Source organism: Synechococcus sp. MU1611, assembly GCF_020514255.1.
GTDB lineage: Bacteria > Cyanobacteriota > Cyanobacteriia > PCC-6307 > Cyanobiaceae > Parasynechococcus.
On the sequence record NZ_VTLC01000001.1, the window covers coordinates 449,034 to 463,424 of the forward strand.

Below are 14,391 nucleotides of genomic sequence, written 5' to 3' on the forward strand. Positions count from 1 at the left end.
TTGAAGCGTTCGGTGGTGTTGCTGCTGGTGATGGTGAGCGTTCTGCTTGCGTCCTGCCGCAACCAAGAACAGGAGCGCGCAACCGATTCGCGGCCGCAGGTGCTCACCACCTTCACGGTGCTGGCCGATCTGGCCAGGAATGTGGCTGGTGATCGGTTGCAGGTGGCCTCAATCGTCAAGCCTGGCGCTGAAATTCACGGCTACCAACCCACCCCCAGTGATATGGAGCGAGCCAGCAACGCAGATCTGATTGTGGAGAACGGACTGGGCCTGGAGTTGTGGGCCCGGCGCTTCACCGCCGCAGCTGGGGATGTGCCCACGATCACACTCTCGGACGGCATGAATCCTCTGCTCATTGCAGAAGATGCCTATGCGGGGAAACCCAATCCCCATGCCTGGATGTCACCCCAGCGCGCCATGCTTTATGTGGATCATCTGCAGCGGGCTTTTACACAACTCGATCCAGCGGGTGCCGAGGTCTACGCCGCCAATGCAACCGCTTACAAAGCCAAGCTTCAGGCTCTTGATGACGAATTGCGGACGGTGATTGCTGCGCTTCCTTCACAACAACGTTTGCTGGTGAGTTGCGAAGGGGCCTTCACGTATCTGGCAGCGGACTATGGGCTTGAGGAGGCGTATCTCTGGCCGGTGAATGCTGAAAGCCAGATCACCCCAAAACGCATGGCACGGTTGATCAACACCGTGCGAGAGCGACAGGTTCCGACCATCTTTTGTGAAAGCACCGTGAGCGATAAAGCCCAACGGGAAGTGGCTGCTGCTGCAGGTGCCCGATTCGGCGGCACCTTCTATGTGGATTCACTCTCATCCCCGGACGGGCCCGCGCCCACTTTGTTGGACCTGCAACGGCACAATGTGGGTCTGATTCGCAAGGGCCTGGACCTGTCCGAGAGCAACCGCTGATGCGTATCGAGGCCGACCAGCTGTGTGTTGACTACAACGGCACTGTTGCCCTGTACGACGCCAGCCTGCATCTCCCCGCGGGTTGCATCTGTGGTCTGGTGGGGATGAATGGTGCGGGGAAGTCGACGTTCTTCAAGGCTCTGACTGGGTTTGTGCGTCCCTCGCGTGGCCGGATTCGGATCAACGGCAGCAGTGTCGCTGACGCTCAGCGCCATCAATCGGTGGCTTACGTCCCCCAGAGTGAGGGTGTGGATGCCCAGTTCCCCGTGTCGGTTTGGGACGTGGTGATGATGGGCCGTTACGGCTCGATGAATCTGCTGCGGATTCCCCGCAGCTCGGATCGCGTGGCCGTACGGGATGCCCTGACTCGGGTCGATCTGCTCGATCTGGCGGAGCGTCCTCTCGGCACCCTTTCGGGTGGACAGCGCAAGCGCACGTTTCTGGCGCGTGCGATCGCCCAGCGCGCTGATGTGCTGCTGCTGGACGAGCCGTTCAATGGGGTTGATGTTCGAACTGAGCAGCTGATGGCTCAGCTGTTTCTTCAGTTCCGGGATGAAGGCCGCACGATTTTGATCTCCACCCATGACCTGGGCCACGTCCGTGATTTTTGCGACCTGGTCGTTTTGATCAATAAGACCGTCCTCGCCTATGGGGAAACCTCGGAAGTGTTCACTCCTGAGAACCTCGCCTTGACCTTCGGGGGAGTGCCGCCGGATCTGCTCACCGGAAACAGCTCCCCCGAAGAGGCTTTCTGATTGACGACCTCGCGTTTTAATCGCTGGTGAGCACGGCGAGCACTTTCAGCGAGCAGTGTCGGGCATGACCTCGATGAGAGCCTGCTCCAGGTCCTGCATGAACAGCTGCATGGACTCGCGTCGGTTCCTGAGGTACCCGTTCAGTCTTGGTCTGACCGGTAAGGCTCGCCCAAGACGAAGTTCCACGCGCTGTGGTCCGAGGCTCGGCTGCCCTTTCCAAGGCTTGTCTTCGATCCAGCCAATCGCCTCTTCCACCAGAAGCAACATTTCAGCAAAGCGGTCAAAGTCGGAGCGATCGCTGATGTAGTGACCACTCACGCTGGTGAAATGCTCCACCAGTCGCATGCGTGTGAGTTGGAGATCGGCTTCCCGAGCCTCCCAGTCCGCCAGACTTCGCTCCAGGGGAGGGAGCTGATCAACACCGTCCCTGTAGATCCGATCCCATGCGGCTTGTTCGATCCGTCGGCAACGCTCCTGCAGATTGCCAACGGCACGCAAGCCGAAATGGGCTTCGGCTTTGGCCAGGCCATGCAGGCGATAGCCCCCAATCCGTTCGCTGAAAGACTTTTCTGGATCTGGCTTCAGCCGCTCAAGCTGCTCAAGGGCTTTGAGCAGATTCATACCGATCTGAATCAGCCGTTCTCGTCGGTTTGTCTCGGGATTCCCTTGGTAGGTGGCGGCGGTGGGAATGCCCAGGTGGCGTTCCAGGGCATTCAACCGAGCATCGAGGGCCCCCCAGTTGTGCTTCCTCCAGCTGTACTGAATCCCCACAGGCAACACCTCCAGTTGCCTTGAGTCGCCTGCTTTCTCCAGATCCTCAGCAGCCCAGAAGGCCAGTTGGGCGACCCCCGGTTCCAAGGGAGCCATCTCACCGGAGAGATTGTTCGTCGCTCCTTCCGGTGCCACCACCAGGGGGTAGCGCCCCTGAACGAGAGCCGCACGCGCCTGGGCGAGGGCCGGGCGGTCCAACCGGCCGCGATGGATCGCGATGCCGCCACTACGTTGCAGCAGCCAACCGATCACCGGGCCAGCCCAGATCGGAATGCCGCGGTCGTAGAGAAACCGCAGCTGGATGGGGCGTGCCAGTTGCAGATGGTGCTGCCGTGCCGCTCTGGGTGCACGGTTCCAGAACAGATCCGCCAGCACCAGCGGATCGCGTGTACTGGGGTGGCGGAACGCAATCAGCAGATTGCAGGCTCCCGACTGCTGTGCTGCAAAGGCTCTTGCCAGACCCTCTGACGCATCGCTACTGCTGATTTCCAGCCCTTGACTGCGGAAGAGCAAGGGCAGCACCCAGCTGACCACGTCCTGAACGATCCGGCTGGCGCGGGTGGGCAGCCGGCGCAAAGCAGGACGGGCGTTCTGGGTGGAGGCGCGGGGCATCGAACCGGCTGCAGCGCGCCCATACTGATCCGATGGAGCTCTTGCTGGAACCCCTCAGTCACGCCTTCATGGTCAAGGCGCTAATGATCAGTGCCCTGGTTGGGGGCGTTTGTGGGCTGTTGTCCTGCTTCATGACTCTGAAGGGATGGGCGCTGATGGGCGATGCCGTCTCCCATGCCGTCCTTCCCGGCGTTGTGGTTGCCTACGCCCTTGGCCTGCCCTTTTCCCTGGGGGCGTTCGTCTTCGGTGTCGGTTCTGTTGCTGCCATTGGCTTTGTTAAGCAAAAGTCGCGGGTGAAGGAAGACACCGTCATCGGCCTTGTTTTCACCGGTTTCTTCGCCCTGGGTCTGGTGCTCATTTCGAAGACCCGCAGCAACATCGATCTCACCCACATCCTTTTTGGCAATGTCTTGGGCATCTCGGCCGGGGATGTGCGCCAGACCCTTGTGATTTCCGCTCTAGTTCTGGGGTTATTGCTGCTGTTCCGGCGGGATCTCATGCTCTTCTGCTTTGACCCCACCCATGCGCGATCCATTGGGATCAATACCGGACTCCTGCACTACATGCTGTTGGGGCTTCTTTCCCTGGCCGCTGTCGCCGGCTTACAGACCGTAGGCATCATCTTGGTGGTGGCCATGCTGGTGACCCCCGGTGCCACGGCTTACCTGCTCACCGATCGCTTTGACCGGATGACGCTTCTGGCTGTGAGCAGCAGCATTCTCTCCAGCGTTCTGGGGGTGTTCATCAGCTACTGGACCGACAGTTCCACCGCCGGTTGCATCGTGCTGGTGCAGACCGCACAGTTCATTCTTGCCTTCCTCCTGGCCCCTGGGCAGGGGGTGCTCCGGCGTCTCTGATCTGTTGATCAGTGGTCGTCGTCGTCCCAGTCGTAGATGTCGTTGAAACGCTGGACGCCGGCTTCACGGAAGTGAAACTCCTCCATGGCAGGCCCCTGCCTGGAGGTCGCTTCCGTTGAACCAGCCTGGTCCCACGGCTCGCGGTAATCCTGATCGTCCTGCATCGTGCGGGACGATTCAGGAGGCTTCGGCGTCATCCCATTTGGCTTTGCCATCCAGCAGTTCGATTAGCTCCTGCAGCCTGCCCATGGTGACGCGCACATCGGCACCGTCGGGAAGGACACCATCGGCCACCACGTTGTAGTGGTCACGGCACTGGTTGCGCAGCTCCTGGAGGCGTTTTTTGGTGATGGTCTTTTTCTGTTCTGCCGTTGCCATGGCGGGTGCAGGTACTGGCACTCATCCCTAGCAGAGCAGGGGGCTGCTTTTGGGGCTACCCGGGAAGGACCTGGCGAAACCCATTGGCTTCGGCCACGTTCAGTGGGGTCTTGAACAGCTCACTCAACGCGGTCGGCCGCAGCATTTCACGGGGACTGCCATCGCCCACGATGGTTCCCTGGGTCAGAAACAGCACGCGTTGCATCTCCGGAACGATGGTGTCCACCCGGTGGGTGACTTGAACCACGGTGGTTCCCGCTTTGATCAAGCCTTGGAAAATCGCCAGCAGTTGATGACAGGCCCTTAGATCAAGGGCGCGGCTGGGCTCATCCAGCACAAGCACCTCCGGTTGGTGGACCAGGGCTCGAGCGATCAGAAGGCGGCGCCGCTGTCCGTCCGACAGTTCTCCGTAACAGCGTTCACGGATGCCGTTGAGCTGCAATTGATCGAGCAGAGCACGCGCTTGCTCCCATTGCTCAGGGTTTGGCTGCTGATCACGACCGAGCCGCGTTGAACCGAAGAAACTGCTCACCACAACCTCATCAACAGCTGTCTTTGGATGAAGCCGCTGTTCCAGCTCGCTCGACACCACACCCAGGCGGCTGCGCAGCGACCAGAGGTTCACCGTTTCACTGCCGAACAGACGCAGATGGGAGTCTGGTCGAACGATCGGGTAGAGGCTGCGGTCAATCAGTTTCACCAGACTGCTCTTGCCCGCACCATTGGGGCCCAGCACCGTTGTCGATTGCCGCAGCGTCAGTTGCAGATTGAGGTTGTGCAAGACCGGGCGACCGCCCAGCCAGGCCTCGATGTTGCGGAGATCCAGCCAGGTTTCAGTGGTCATGGCCCTCCTGAAGCAGCCGTTCAATCACGATCGATAGGCGTGGCGCGACGGGCCGCAGCTCCTGCTGCCGCTCACTCCAAATGGATTCACTCAGCAGTTCGCTTAGGGAGACCAGCTTCATCTCCTGACCCTCCTTCAACTGCAGCTTGTTCAACGGCACGCTGAGGGAGCCGCGGAACACATGGGCCACCCGGTTGCCGCTGTCATCGCTGAACCAGGGCTCGAGCGCCACGCTGGGGGACCAGTGGATCTCCTCTTGAAGTTCCCGATGCACGGCGTCGATGGCTGTTTCGCCCGGCTCGAGGTGGCCGCCAAATAGCCCCCAGTGACCTGGATAGATGATCGAGTCGATATCGTCACGCAGCTGGAGCAGCCATCGACCCTCCCGCTGGAGCATGGCCAGGGCGACGGCGGGCTTCATGGGGAGTCCTGTTTGAGGCGCGACCACTGAGCCAGTCCCCCACCCCGGCCACGCGCCGTCAGCGTTCCCTGCTGTTCGTTCAGCTCGATCAGCGCAAAGAAGGGCAGACGTTGCGGTGGCGGTGGCGGCAGGCTTCGCCGATGCAGCACCTGACCAGACCAGGACAGCTCCAATGACGCGAAGCTAAACACCAGCAGTGGCCTTGAACCTTTCAGATGGGCACTGCCACTGAACTGCAACTTAAAACCGGCCAAACAGACCTGATTGATGATCGTTAGGTCTTGATCGCAGCGTTTGAGAATCAGGCTGGCCTGCAGCCAACGCAGCAGTGTTGCGGTGCCAGGAGCCGGCGCATCGCCGCTGCGACTCCAGGTCTGTTGCAGCATCCAGCAGCCTGGTAAATCTTCGATCTGAATGTCGCTGCCCCCACGGCGAATCTCGCGCTCCCGGGCTAGGAGGGCTGCGGCAGGCTTACCAGGCATGGCTGAGATCATGGGGCTCTGCAATCTCCCCATTTTTTCGGAGCCGACCCATGGAGCGCGACAAGCGCCGGACACCTCCCATAACGGACCTGCTTCTGCGGGGTCTACGCATCGGCTCCAGCACTATCGCCCTTGTCGAACTGCTCCGCAGCGATTGGATTGGAGGTGGTCTAGCCAGCCTGGCCTGGCTGGTCTTCGTTCAGGTGGAGCGGCGCCGTGCCCCCCTCAAGCCTCCGTCCTGAGAATCGAATCAATGCAGTTCGGATGTTGACGGATGTAAGCGTTGAACTCCATGGCCAGCAGGCGCGCCTCAAAGGCGTCGGTGGCGTAAAAGCACGATTCCAGCTTTTCTCCGTTGGAAGTCTTGTGGCGCACTGTGTAAGCAGCCCGTCCCTGAGCAATGCTGGCCATGGATGAATCGAGCAACGGTTTCAAGCTGGCACTCCTGCCATGTGGAATTCCATAACCATTCATTCATGTTTGCGTTTCAACGCTTCGTAAAGCTGTTTGAAGCATTCGCCAGTCGTTCCGATCCCTCTGTCCGCATGGTTTTGCCCATGGTCTCTTCCTCTCTGGCGTTCAGAATCGCTCTGGCGTTTCTGCTGTCCTTGGGGACCGTTCCGGCGCTGGCCGATTGGCAACCTGTGGAGGAACCGGCGGTCTGGCAGTCGCGTCGGAGCCGCTTGCTGCCAGGTAACGGTTGGATCTTCATGGAAGCGCTGGAGACCCCATCTCTCAAAGCGGCTGAATACATTCGCTCTCCCCAAGCCGTGGACGGTGCTGTCGAGGTGGAGGCGGGATTGTTGATCCAGCGTGGAGGACAAGACCGGTGGACCCACCGAGTTCTGCCGATGCGTGCCAACTGCGCCAGCGGTCAGCTTGAGCAACGCGATTCCGACGGTGCGTGGACTGTCTACCCCGGTCGCGACGGAACTGTGGTTAAGGTCCGCTGGATTTGTGCGTTGCGATGAGTCGGCCTGCTTTTCATTATGAAAAATATGAGCGCTTCGGCGAGTCGCTGACTACAGCACGTCCCTGGAACCGTTCCGCTCTGACCGATGTGGAACGCCTTAACGGCCGTGTGGCCATGCTTGGTTTCGTCGCTGCGGTGGTGCTTGAAAAGCTGACCGGATTGGGAATCTCAGGTCAGCTCGGTGCTGCTTTGCATTGGTACCTGCAGTTGGGTTGATCGATGGCGGTTGTTTCTGTTCTTGAGGACTCCCAACGGTTCAAGTTGGATTCCTCGGATGACGCGATCTTCTATAGCGAGCCCCGCTTTGTTCATCATCTGGATGCCGGTTTTCGGGCTCGACTGACGACCCTCTATCGCGAGCGCATTCCCCCCTGCGCTCAGGTGTTGGATCTGATGAGCAGTTGGGTGAGCCATCTCCCGGAGGATGTCAGTTACGACAAGGTCATCGGCCATGGCCTCAATGGAGATGAACTGAAAGCCAATCCCCGTTTGGATCAGCACTGGGTTCAGAACCTGAACCAGGACCAGACCCTTCCGGTGGAGGCTGATTCGATCGATGCCACCCTCATCGTTGCCGGTTGGCAGTACCTGCAGCAGCCGGAGCCGATCGCTGCTGAGCTGATGAGGATCACCCGCCCCCGTGGTCAGGTGATCGTCGCGTTTTCCAATCGGATGTTCTTCACTAAGGCTCCACAGGTTTGGACCGATGGTGATGACGGCGATCACCTGCGTTACATCGCTGATGTGCTGATGGCACAGGGCTGGCCCCAGCCGGAAATAATTGCCGAAGACACCCGAGCCGAAGGCATGATGGGTTTGTTCGGTGGCAAGGGTGATCCCTTTTTCGCTGTCGTGGCTCAGAAGCCTCTCCACTAATCCCTTCACTTTTCTCGGAATTGAGTGATGGACGTTGGCCTGAATTGCGGCAGCTTGAGGCGAGAACCACAATCTCCATGAGCTTCACCCTTCCGGGTCTTCTCCCCTGGCGGTTCAGGATCGTTTTGATCGGTCAGCAGATTGTTCTTGAGGCTTCTGCAGAGGGTCAACAACTGAGCACGTTTCTTGAACCTGGTGGAAGCCGCATCCGGTGTGGGTACGACCTCATCAATGCCCCGCAATGTGCGTTGATCAAGTGATCAGCACGATCTGATCTTGTCCGGCACGTCTCGCCTGTCCCAGCCCGTTGTTATTTTCGGCGGCTTTCTGATTACCGATGAGGCGTATCGCCCCCTCGCCGATTGGATTCATCAAGCCACCGGCGTTCCAGTGCGCATCGTGCCTGCATCCAGGTGGGATTGGCTGGCAACGAGCTGGGGCTTCGGCTGGTGTCGCCTGTTGGACCGTGTCGATGCCTGTGTGCGCGAGCTTCAGAGCCAGTCTCCGACCGAGCGCGTCACCTTGATCGGTCACAGTTCCGGTGGGGTGATGTTGCGGCCGTATTTGGTCGATCAGACCTTTCTGGGACGCTGCTTCAACGGCGCAACCCGGTGCAACCGCCTGATCACCCTGGGCAGTCCCCATCAGGCTATGCGTGCCACACCGCTACGGGCGCAGGTGGATCGTGCGTTCCCCGGTTGCCCTGAAGCTGATCAGGTGGATTACGTGGCTGTTGCGGGTCGGCTTGATCCTCTGGGATCAAATGCATCAACCTTTTCAACCCGCACCTCTGCCCGTAGCTATCGCCAGATCATGGGCGACCCGGATTTGGAGGGCGATGGCCTGGTTCCGGTTCAATCGGCTCTGCTGCGGGATGCCCGTTGGATCGAGCTTTCCGATACGGCCCATGGAGGCTTGTTTGGTCAAAGTTGGTATGGCTCGCCGGATCGAATCGACCATTGGTGGTCGCAGCTGGGTGATTGAGCTCCCCGCGGCCTTTTCGCGGCGTCACGCGATCGGGCATTGTGGCGTGCTTCGGGGATCAAGTTGTGCAGGAATTGAAAGGCTTTGGGGGACAGGCCAGCACGTCCAAGCGGAAATCAAGCAAGAAGCGCAAGCCAGGAACGTCGAACCATCGACGTGACCAATGCCCAATGGGGCGCGATCCCGGTCTGGAAGCCATTCAGGCCCGACAGTGCCTTGCCTTGCCGTTGACCGGTCGCTTGACCCTTTCACAGGTGAAGCGGGCCCACAAACTGCTGGCCGTTCAACATCACCCAGACAAAGGGGGGGATCCCGCGCTGATGACGCGTTTCAACACAGCCCGCGATGTGTTGCTTCAGCCAGAGATGGAGCTGCTTGCTGCGTGAGGCCGGTCAGTTGCTACTGCTTCGGCCGAGAACCAACCAGGTGATCAGCATGAGACCACTCAGGCTTACAACGGTGTAAATCCAATCGGCGTACGGCGTCCAGAACAGTCCCGCAACGGGGGCTGTCATCTGTCCCAGACCAGCAGGAGCACGACAAATAACGCACCGAAGACGAGGAAGGGGGTGAGCAGAGTCAGCAGAGACTGTGTTTCGATCGTTCAAGCTGCAGCAAGCGGATCATCCGGCCGTCTGTTTTGATCTGTCAAATCTCTGTCATTCAGTGAGATTCAGGCCAGAGCTCGAGGCCAACCAACGTTCAACGCGATGGAGAAGTGGGATGAACAATCGTCAGCGTCAACTTCTGGTTGTTTTCCTGGCTTCGATGGGTTTTGGTTTGTTGGGTGGCCTGGCTTATCGCGTCACGTCGCAAATGATTAGGCCGGGCAAGATTGATCTGAATCGGGCGTCGCCTGATCAACAGATCAGGCCCGCGGTGAAGGGTGCGCCGTTCCCTGCGGAAAACAGCCGCCCCAAAGGATCCGACTGTGTCGTCCCTCCTGGTGGTGGTCCGCCGGTCACGAAGGAATTCCAGCCCTGTTGATTCCAGCCCTGTTGAATCCATCCTTGCTGCAGGATCTCTGGACAATCTTCAAAAGAAAAAATAAAAAAGTCCCTCCTGGATGCTCGGAATTGTTTCAGTTGTTCTCTCTGATACCGAAATCAATGCGTCTTGCAGAGAATGTTCCCTCTCTTGTTAACCACGTATGAACAGCGACCAGCGACTCAGCTACTTGCACCTGATGAACAAAGCCGCTGAATCTGAAGACAGGCAGAGCTACTTCTACTATCTCAAGCTTGCTGAGGAAGCACTGCAGCGCCAGGACCCTGAAGCTCTCTGGAAGCCTGCAAGCTGATTCATCGAATGATGTTGGCCTTGAAAAACCCGAATCCAAGCCCAAATGATGATGATTTATCGCGATGCAGTGTGACCGCAACATCGAAATTGAGCAGATCGGAGTTTTCGATGTCCTCACGCTTCAGGTGATGAGCATTGTCGGCTTCGAATCGATCGATGATTGAATCGCGATTGGTCTCCAGATAATCCACGACCTGTTTCAGCACATGGTCGCGCCAAGCCTCGCTGGCTTTGTTGCTGACTCGCTCAGACATGGGGGGATTGGAACCTGTCTACAGATTGAACCCAAGCCCGACGTTGACGCGAGTGCCGTAGTTGTATGGACGAACAGGAGCAAGCCAGGGCGCTGGAGCAACGACGACTCTTCGGCGTAAGGGTTCATAGACCGGGGCGTAAGTGCGGTAGTAGGGGCGATAGGTCTGTTTAACCGCCTTGGTGTAGCCCTTCCTGTACCCCTTGTTGTAAGCCTTCTGCTTTTTATGGGAGTGGTGATGGTGATTGTCATGGGCCTGCGCTGCGGGGCTCATGCTGATTCCCATGACGACAACGAGGAGCGCTGCGGTGCTGAGACGTCGTTCGAGCGACACGGTCAATCCATTGACTAAGCCGACCCTATCCAGCCTGAATTGGAAAACCGTTTCAGCATCCCGTTCAAATATGACTGAATGCTCCTCGGGGCTTCCCGATGCTTATTCCGTGTCCGTGCGTTGCTCCAGCACAAAGCGCAAAGCCCACAGTCCGGCATAGGAGCCGGTCAGGAGGAGGAGGATCAGAATCAACACGTCGCATCCTCATTGGAGGATTGTTTTAGCTGAACTGCGTTTGTTCTGTGGATGTAGCAGTTCAATCCACTCCCACCTAGTTCGAATGTCATCGGAGGCAACCTCGGTTTTCCTTTGCTGGGTTGGTTCAAAGCTCCGATTCAGGGCTCAATCTTGTTGTTGTTTAAAGGCTCATTTGTTCATATCTTCCAGTAGCCATACCAGTCGGGATGTGGTGGTGCTTCTTCGATATTTGGGTCAGCTGTCAGTTTCAAATGCCACTGACCATTGCCTTGAATCGGCAGCAGATCATCCAGTGCGCTGTCCATCTGAACACCGTGCAGATCATCCTTGTGAACCTGTTCCAGACCCCTTAGCCAATGCTGGCGAGCCCGCGCTTTTGCGGATGCGGATGAATGCGCCACGATCACTCCGAACGAGTGCTGTTCCGCCATGGACGTGGGGTTATAGGCCCCAAGGTTGATGAACCACAGACGCTGTGCTTGATCAGCAGTGGATGAATCCTGAGCCTGCTCAACAACCTCTACGCAGTGTCCATCGACGTGGTCGATGCAGCGATAGCTGTCGATGTGCAAGCCACGGCGGAGACCGATCCATTCCTGACGCAGGGTCGGCAGCGTGGCCTCGATGGTCTCACCCACCACCCAGCGCACATCGTGTTGCTCGATATGGCACCCCTTGCAACGCCCGCCCAACACCACCAGAAACAGTTTCTTTCCGGTGGTCATCACTTCGCTGTTGACGTTGCTGTTGACGTTGTTTCTGCATGGGCGACGACGGCGCGGCAGTGGGTGATGAATTCCTCGGCGTTCATCGTGCCCTTGGCCTCTTTGGTCTGGTGGCTGAGGATCTCAAATTGGGCGATAGTTTCGTTGCCAACTGGGCAGACCGTCGGACACCGGTTGCCTTCCAGACGTTCACCGTCCAAGGGCAGTCCGTCGTAGGGATCCCTTCCGTCACAACGGTGAAATGCTGCATGGATGGCATCAATAGCCTCCTTCACCTGATAGGTCGCTCCCCGTTTCTTGGCGCGCTTGGTGATTGTTACCGCTGTGCGGTTCAGCAGCCGCTTGTAGGTGTCTGCGTCGATGTTGAGCCAGGTGGGTGGTGAAACAGTCATCGGATGGCTCCTCATGCCAGCCCTCAGCCGTTCCTGGTGCTCAGACCTTTTCAAGCCAGCCCATAAACAACCGCTTGATCTCCTCTTCGTTCGTTACCCGCTCACTCAGAGAGGCGGTCACAGCGCCTGGATATTCACGCTGAACAATCTGTTCAGCCTCATAGGCATCTCTTGCTTCCACAGGCTTGAACCCAGCTCCAACGCCCACTGGAGAGCAATAAAAGACGGGGAAACGACTCATCAGCTCGGTGCTTGAAACCTCCAACCGATAGCAACGATCTTGCGATGGGAGTCTCAGCCAATAACAAAGGAACAGGCCCCTCAGCTCGCCCCTCCACGACGCATGAGAGGGACCACTGCCAACGCTTTGCACCGCCCACGCTTGGGTTCCCTCACCTGCATCACCCTTGTCCAGGGTTTTTTCTTAAGTCCTGAGCATCAACTCCTTCAGATCAATAGGTTGAGTGCACTCTGCTAAGAAGCTTTGGCTTTTGACTCTGGAGATAAGACAGACAGGTTCATTGCAGCAGCCAAGTCACGTGCGGAAGCTGCGCTGAATGAGTCTGCACCAAAACTCACGGCCCTCGAGAAAGGCATGCTCGAGTCCATGCGACAGGGAGGTAGGCCCGTAAGGCACCGCTGATCTCAGCGCATCAGTAGCCAAACGGCCAAACCTCCTAAACCAAACCCTTTGAAGAACTGAGCCCAAGTCAGGCCGTAGGTGTCGAGTGAGAAGGTTCTCATCATCAGGTTCAGAACCTCTTTGTGCTTCCGGATCAGAAGCGAGCTGTTTGCAGTGTTCAGCTGCGGAACTTGCTTGAGTTTGATCTCCCCGAGCTTTTGCACCTTTGGTGATTCGGTTTGACGCGGACTTTAGGGACCTTCTTCAAGCTTCACTGCCTCACCCCAGGCCGGATCCTTCAAGCGCTTGCCGCCTTGGCCCTGAGATAAGGCGCTAGGTACGCCACCTCCACAATCGGACAAATAGCCCCAGGAGGCAATGAGCACGACAGCTGATTGCCTGATGCTCCACCAGTGACGAGAGTATGTGCATCGAGATCGGAGGAGCCCATGACGGCCGACACTCCACCTGAGCAAACCGCAGAAGCAGCCTGACTTTTTTGGCCCCTGCTCCAACTTTTCAACCCAAACGTGAGCACTTCGTCTGTGACGACACTGTTGGTCGTCTGATCAGTCGACACTCCTCTGCACCGTGCGTAGGTGCCCCGTAGGAGTTCCGCTTCACACCTGGTTCAAATGGCCCCAGGGTTGCTACAAGCCAGACGCTTCGACCTTCTTTTTTCAGTTCACTGTCGTTCGACTGAGCATCTCGCTTCACGGAACCAGCATCACTGATTAGGTCGATTGCAATGCATAAACGAGCGAGCTAGGCCGTCTTTCCATCGGGGAGGGCGGCCTTCCTCTTTGTGCTTGATGATGGCTTGGAGTTTTCTGCTCAGGGAGTGATGGAACAACAGAACAAGGACAAGGACTATTGGATTGACGAGATCGCTTTTCTCGAGTCGCGTTTAAACGGCAGCCAAGGTGACATCGATAACGATGATCGTGCTGCTTGCGAGGAAGCCTTAAAAGCTGCAAGGGAAAAGCTGGCCTCTTTTCGTTAGGTCAGCTCCCCTGTGCCCCATGGCCATGAATGCCTGTGAAGTTCATCAATCTGGCGACCCTCCTGTGATCAGCACGAGTTGCTTCAAACGATTTTTCAAAGCATCAGGTGAGGGCTCACTGACCTCGTGATTCATCACCGCTCCTTAGGCACAACATGAGTGGACACTTCATTTGAACCTCCCCCTCCAGGGAGGTTTTTTCTTAGGGACGAACAATGAAGCTGATGCTGCTGCTTGTACTGGGAACGATCGCTCTAGGCACAGCCCTGGGAATGTCGTACCCGGTGATGTGATCGAGACATGGGTGACGGAAGCGAGCCATAGGAGTGTTCAACCCATTCCTGTCCTGGTGGGCTTGCCTCTCAACCCTTCATCACATCAAGGGTTCAAGCATGAACAAACAAATGCGCTATGCCCTTTTTTCTTCAGGAAGGGAGGCGTCCCTCTTTGGCGTTGCGCTGTCGTTAAGGGCTCGTTCCAAGTGATCGACAAGACGTTCTAGGGCGACGACTTTCTTCTCCAGCTCTTGCTCGCGGATATGTTCAGCATCATCAAGGTGCTGACGGCCCCCGTTCATCATTTCCGTATAGGTCAGGGCTCTGGGCTTCGTTGGTTCAGTCATCAGTTCTGTAGTGCCAGGGCTCGCTCTTCCAATGCATTGGGCTGCAGCTTGATCATGCTGATGGGT

28 protein-coding genes are annotated in these 14,391 nt (G+C 57.7%); 13 read left to right on the forward strand and 15 right to left on the reverse strand.

Translation table 11 applies throughout. The features are described from left to right. The first annotated feature begins 30 nt into the window (after window positions 1-30). Together FZZ92_RS02720 and FZZ92_RS02725 are read left to right on the forward strand one after the other, a co-directional pair. Complete coding sequence (locus FZZ92_RS02720; RefSeq protein ID WP_226422679.1) at window positions 31-921, forward strand: metal ABC transporter substrate-binding protein; 891 nt, start codon at window positions 31-33, stop codon at window positions 919-921. Beyond that, on the forward strand, window positions 921-1,676 hold the full coding sequence (locus FZZ92_RS02725; RefSeq protein WP_115021912.1) for a metal ABC transporter ATP-binding protein: 756 nt from the start codon (window positions 921-923) through the stop codon (window positions 1,674-1,676). Before FZZ92_RS02720 ends, FZZ92_RS02725 begins: the two co-directional genes overlap by 1 nt. A gap of 45 nt (window positions 1,677-1,721) precedes the next feature. Here the strand turns inward: FZZ92_RS02725 and FZZ92_RS02730 are convergent, their stop codons facing one another. Next, a complete protein-coding gene (locus tag FZZ92_RS02730; RefSeq protein ID WP_226422518.1) occupies window positions 1,722-3,059 on the reverse strand; it encodes a 1-acyl-sn-glycerol-3-phosphate acyltransferase in 1,338 nt (445 codons plus the stop codon). A 32-nt stretch (window positions 3,060-3,091) separates the two neighbouring features. Between FZZ92_RS02730 and FZZ92_RS02735 the strand changes: the two genes are divergently transcribed. Then, window positions 3,092-3,916: a metal ABC transporter permease gene (locus FZZ92_RS02735; RefSeq protein WP_115021916.1), complete on the forward strand. Its 825-nt coding sequence runs from the start codon at window positions 3,092-3,094 to the stop codon at window positions 3,914-3,916. A gap of 8 nt (window positions 3,917-3,924) precedes the next feature. On the opposite strand, the gene FZZ92_RS02740 is transcribed toward FZZ92_RS02735, so the two are convergent. The 5 genes from FZZ92_RS02740 to FZZ92_RS02760 are packed head-to-tail and all read right to left on the reverse strand — an operon-like array spanning window position 3,925 to window position 6,041. Next, window positions 3,925-4,113 carry a hypothetical protein gene (locus FZZ92_RS02740; RefSeq protein ID WP_226422689.1) on the reverse strand — a complete coding sequence of 63 codons (189 nt, stop codon included), beginning with the start codon at window positions 4,111-4,113 and terminating at the stop codon, window positions 3,925-3,927. Continuing rightward, window positions 4,094-4,294, reverse strand: coding sequence for a hypothetical protein (locus FZZ92_RS02745; protein WP_115021918.1), 201 nt, complete (start codon window positions 4,292-4,294; stop codon window positions 4,094-4,096). The genes FZZ92_RS02740 and FZZ92_RS02745 overlap by 20 nt, the downstream gene beginning before the upstream one ends. Before the next feature lie 55 nt (window positions 4,295-4,349). Continuing rightward, window positions 4,350-5,138 carry an ABC transporter ATP-binding protein gene (locus FZZ92_RS02750; protein WP_226422519.1) on the reverse strand — a complete coding sequence of 263 codons (789 nt, stop codon included), beginning with the start codon at window positions 5,136-5,138 and terminating at the stop codon, window positions 4,350-4,352. Then, window positions 5,128-5,559: an NUDIX hydrolase gene (locus FZZ92_RS02755; protein ID WP_226422520.1), complete on the reverse strand. Its 432-nt coding sequence runs from the start codon at window positions 5,557-5,559 to the stop codon at window positions 5,128-5,130. The genes FZZ92_RS02750 and FZZ92_RS02755 overlap by 11 nt, the downstream gene beginning before the upstream one ends. Continuing rightward, window positions 5,556-6,041, reverse strand: a complete 486-nt coding sequence (locus tag FZZ92_RS02760; RefSeq protein WP_226422521.1) for a hypothetical protein — start codon at window positions 6,039-6,041, stop codon at window positions 5,556-5,558. The genes FZZ92_RS02755 and FZZ92_RS02760 overlap by 4 nt, the downstream gene beginning before the upstream one ends. 50 nt (window positions 6,042-6,091) lie before the next feature. On the opposite strand from FZZ92_RS02760, the gene FZZ92_RS02765 reads away from it, so the two are divergent. After that, a complete protein-coding gene (locus FZZ92_RS02765; protein WP_226422522.1) occupies window positions 6,092-6,283 on the forward strand; it encodes a hypothetical protein in 192 nt (63 codons plus the stop codon). Here FZZ92_RS02765 and FZZ92_RS02770 read toward each other — a convergent pair. Further along, on the reverse strand, window positions 6,267-6,452 hold the full coding sequence (locus FZZ92_RS02770) for a hypothetical protein (RefSeq protein WP_114989374.1): 186 nt from the start codon (window positions 6,450-6,452) through the stop codon (window positions 6,267-6,269). The two genes, FZZ92_RS02765 and FZZ92_RS02770, sit on opposite strands and share 17 nt — an antisense overlap. A 146-nt stretch (window positions 6,453-6,598) precedes the next feature. Here FZZ92_RS02770 and FZZ92_RS02775 point away from each other — a divergent pair, with 146 nt between their 5' ends. The 6 genes from FZZ92_RS02775 to FZZ92_RS02800 all read left to right on the forward strand — a co-directional run bounded on the left by FZZ92_RS02775 (window position 6,599) and on the right by FZZ92_RS02800 (window position 9,260). Then, entirely contained in the window at window positions 6,599-7,012 is a 414-nt protein-coding gene (locus FZZ92_RS02775) for a hypothetical protein (protein WP_226422523.1), read from the forward strand. Continuing rightward, the gene (locus FZZ92_RS02780) at window positions 7,009-7,230 is read left to right on the forward strand and encodes a chlorophyll a/b-binding protein (protein WP_115021942.1); all 222 of its coding nucleotides are present in this window, start codon (window positions 7,009-7,011) and stop codon (window positions 7,228-7,230) included. Before FZZ92_RS02775 ends, FZZ92_RS02780 begins: the two co-directional genes overlap by 4 nt. Window positions 7,231-7,233: 3 nt before the next feature. Then, window positions 7,234-7,890, forward strand: a complete 657-nt coding sequence (locus FZZ92_RS02785; protein ID WP_226422524.1) for a methyltransferase domain-containing protein — start codon at window positions 7,234-7,236, stop codon at window positions 7,888-7,890. A 77-nt stretch (window positions 7,891-7,967) separates the two neighbouring features. Then, window positions 7,968-8,150, forward strand: coding sequence for a hypothetical protein (locus FZZ92_RS02790; protein WP_226422525.1), 183 nt, complete (start codon window positions 7,968-7,970; stop codon window positions 8,148-8,150). Between the two features lie 16 nt (window positions 8,151-8,166). Continuing rightward, complete coding sequence (locus FZZ92_RS02795; RefSeq protein WP_226398527.1) at window positions 8,167-8,874, forward strand: triacylglycerol lipase; 708 nt, start codon at window positions 8,167-8,169, stop codon at window positions 8,872-8,874. Between the two features lie 170 nt (window positions 8,875-9,044). After that, window positions 9,045-9,260 carry a hypothetical protein gene (locus FZZ92_RS02800; RefSeq protein WP_350223173.1) on the forward strand — a complete coding sequence of 72 codons (216 nt, stop codon included), beginning with the start codon at window positions 9,045-9,047 and terminating at the stop codon, window positions 9,258-9,260. Window positions 9,261-9,266: 6 nt separating this feature from the next. On the opposite strand, the gene FZZ92_RS13105 is transcribed toward FZZ92_RS02800, so the two are convergent. Next, the gene (locus FZZ92_RS13105; RefSeq protein WP_255613912.1) at window positions 9,267-9,389 is read right to left on the reverse strand and encodes a hypothetical protein; all 123 of its coding nucleotides are present in this window, start codon (window positions 9,387-9,389) and stop codon (window positions 9,267-9,269) included. A gap of 208 nt (window positions 9,390-9,597) precedes the next feature. Here FZZ92_RS13105 and FZZ92_RS02805 point away from each other — a divergent pair, with 208 nt between their 5' ends. Together FZZ92_RS02805 and FZZ92_RS02810 are read left to right on the forward strand one after the other, a co-directional pair. After that, entirely contained in the window at window positions 9,598-9,861 is a 264-nt protein-coding gene (locus tag FZZ92_RS02805; RefSeq protein WP_226422526.1) for a hypothetical protein, read from the forward strand. 163 nt (window positions 9,862-10,024) lie between these two features. Further along, window positions 10,025-10,174, forward strand: coding sequence for a hypothetical protein (locus FZZ92_RS02810; protein WP_226398526.1), 150 nt, complete (start codon window positions 10,025-10,027; stop codon window positions 10,172-10,174). Between the two features lies 1 nt (window position 10,175). On the opposite strand, the gene FZZ92_RS02815 is transcribed toward FZZ92_RS02810, so the two are convergent. From FZZ92_RS02815 to FZZ92_RS02840, 6 genes are all read right to left on the reverse strand, one after another. Then, entirely contained in the window at window positions 10,176-10,367 is a 192-nt protein-coding gene (locus FZZ92_RS02815) for a hypothetical protein (protein ID WP_226422527.1), read from the reverse strand. An 81-nt stretch (window positions 10,368-10,448) separates the two neighbouring features. Beyond that, window positions 10,449-10,763 carry a hypothetical protein gene (locus FZZ92_RS02820; protein WP_136987693.1) on the reverse strand — a complete coding sequence of 105 codons (315 nt, stop codon included), beginning with the start codon at window positions 10,761-10,763 and terminating at the stop codon, window positions 10,449-10,451. A gap of 374 nt (window positions 10,764-11,137) precedes the next feature. Further along, on the reverse strand, window positions 11,138-11,686 hold the full coding sequence (locus tag FZZ92_RS02825) for a DUF1543 domain-containing protein (protein ID WP_226422528.1): 549 nt from the start codon (window positions 11,684-11,686) through the stop codon (window positions 11,138-11,140). Continuing rightward, entirely contained in the window at window positions 11,686-12,078 is a 393-nt protein-coding gene (locus FZZ92_RS02830; RefSeq protein WP_226422529.1) for a hypothetical protein, read from the reverse strand. Before FZZ92_RS02830 ends, FZZ92_RS02825 begins: the two co-directional genes overlap by 1 nt. 40 nt (window positions 12,079-12,118) lie before the next feature. Beyond that, on the reverse strand, window positions 12,119-12,319 hold the full coding sequence (locus tag FZZ92_RS02835) for a hypothetical protein (RefSeq protein ID WP_226422530.1): 201 nt from the start codon (window positions 12,317-12,319) through the stop codon (window positions 12,119-12,121). Window positions 12,320-12,723: 404 nt separating this feature from the next. Beyond that, the gene (locus FZZ92_RS02840) at window positions 12,724-12,924 is read right to left on the reverse strand and encodes a hypothetical protein (RefSeq protein ID WP_115021953.1); all 201 of its coding nucleotides are present in this window, start codon (window positions 12,922-12,924) and stop codon (window positions 12,724-12,726) included. Between the two features lie 596 nt (window positions 12,925-13,520). On the opposite strand from FZZ92_RS02840, the gene FZZ92_RS02845 reads away from it, so the two are divergent. After that, entirely contained in the window at window positions 13,521-13,703 is a 183-nt protein-coding gene (locus FZZ92_RS02845) for a hypothetical protein (RefSeq protein WP_226398522.1), read from the forward strand. A 409-nt stretch (window positions 13,704-14,112) separates the two neighbouring features. On the opposite strand, the gene FZZ92_RS02850 is transcribed toward FZZ92_RS02845, so the two are convergent. Beyond that, on the reverse strand, window positions 14,113-14,325 hold the full coding sequence (locus FZZ92_RS02850; protein ID WP_226422531.1) for a hypothetical protein: 213 nt from the start codon (window positions 14,323-14,325) through the stop codon (window positions 14,113-14,115). Between the last annotated feature and the right edge of the window lie 66 nt (window positions 14,326-14,391).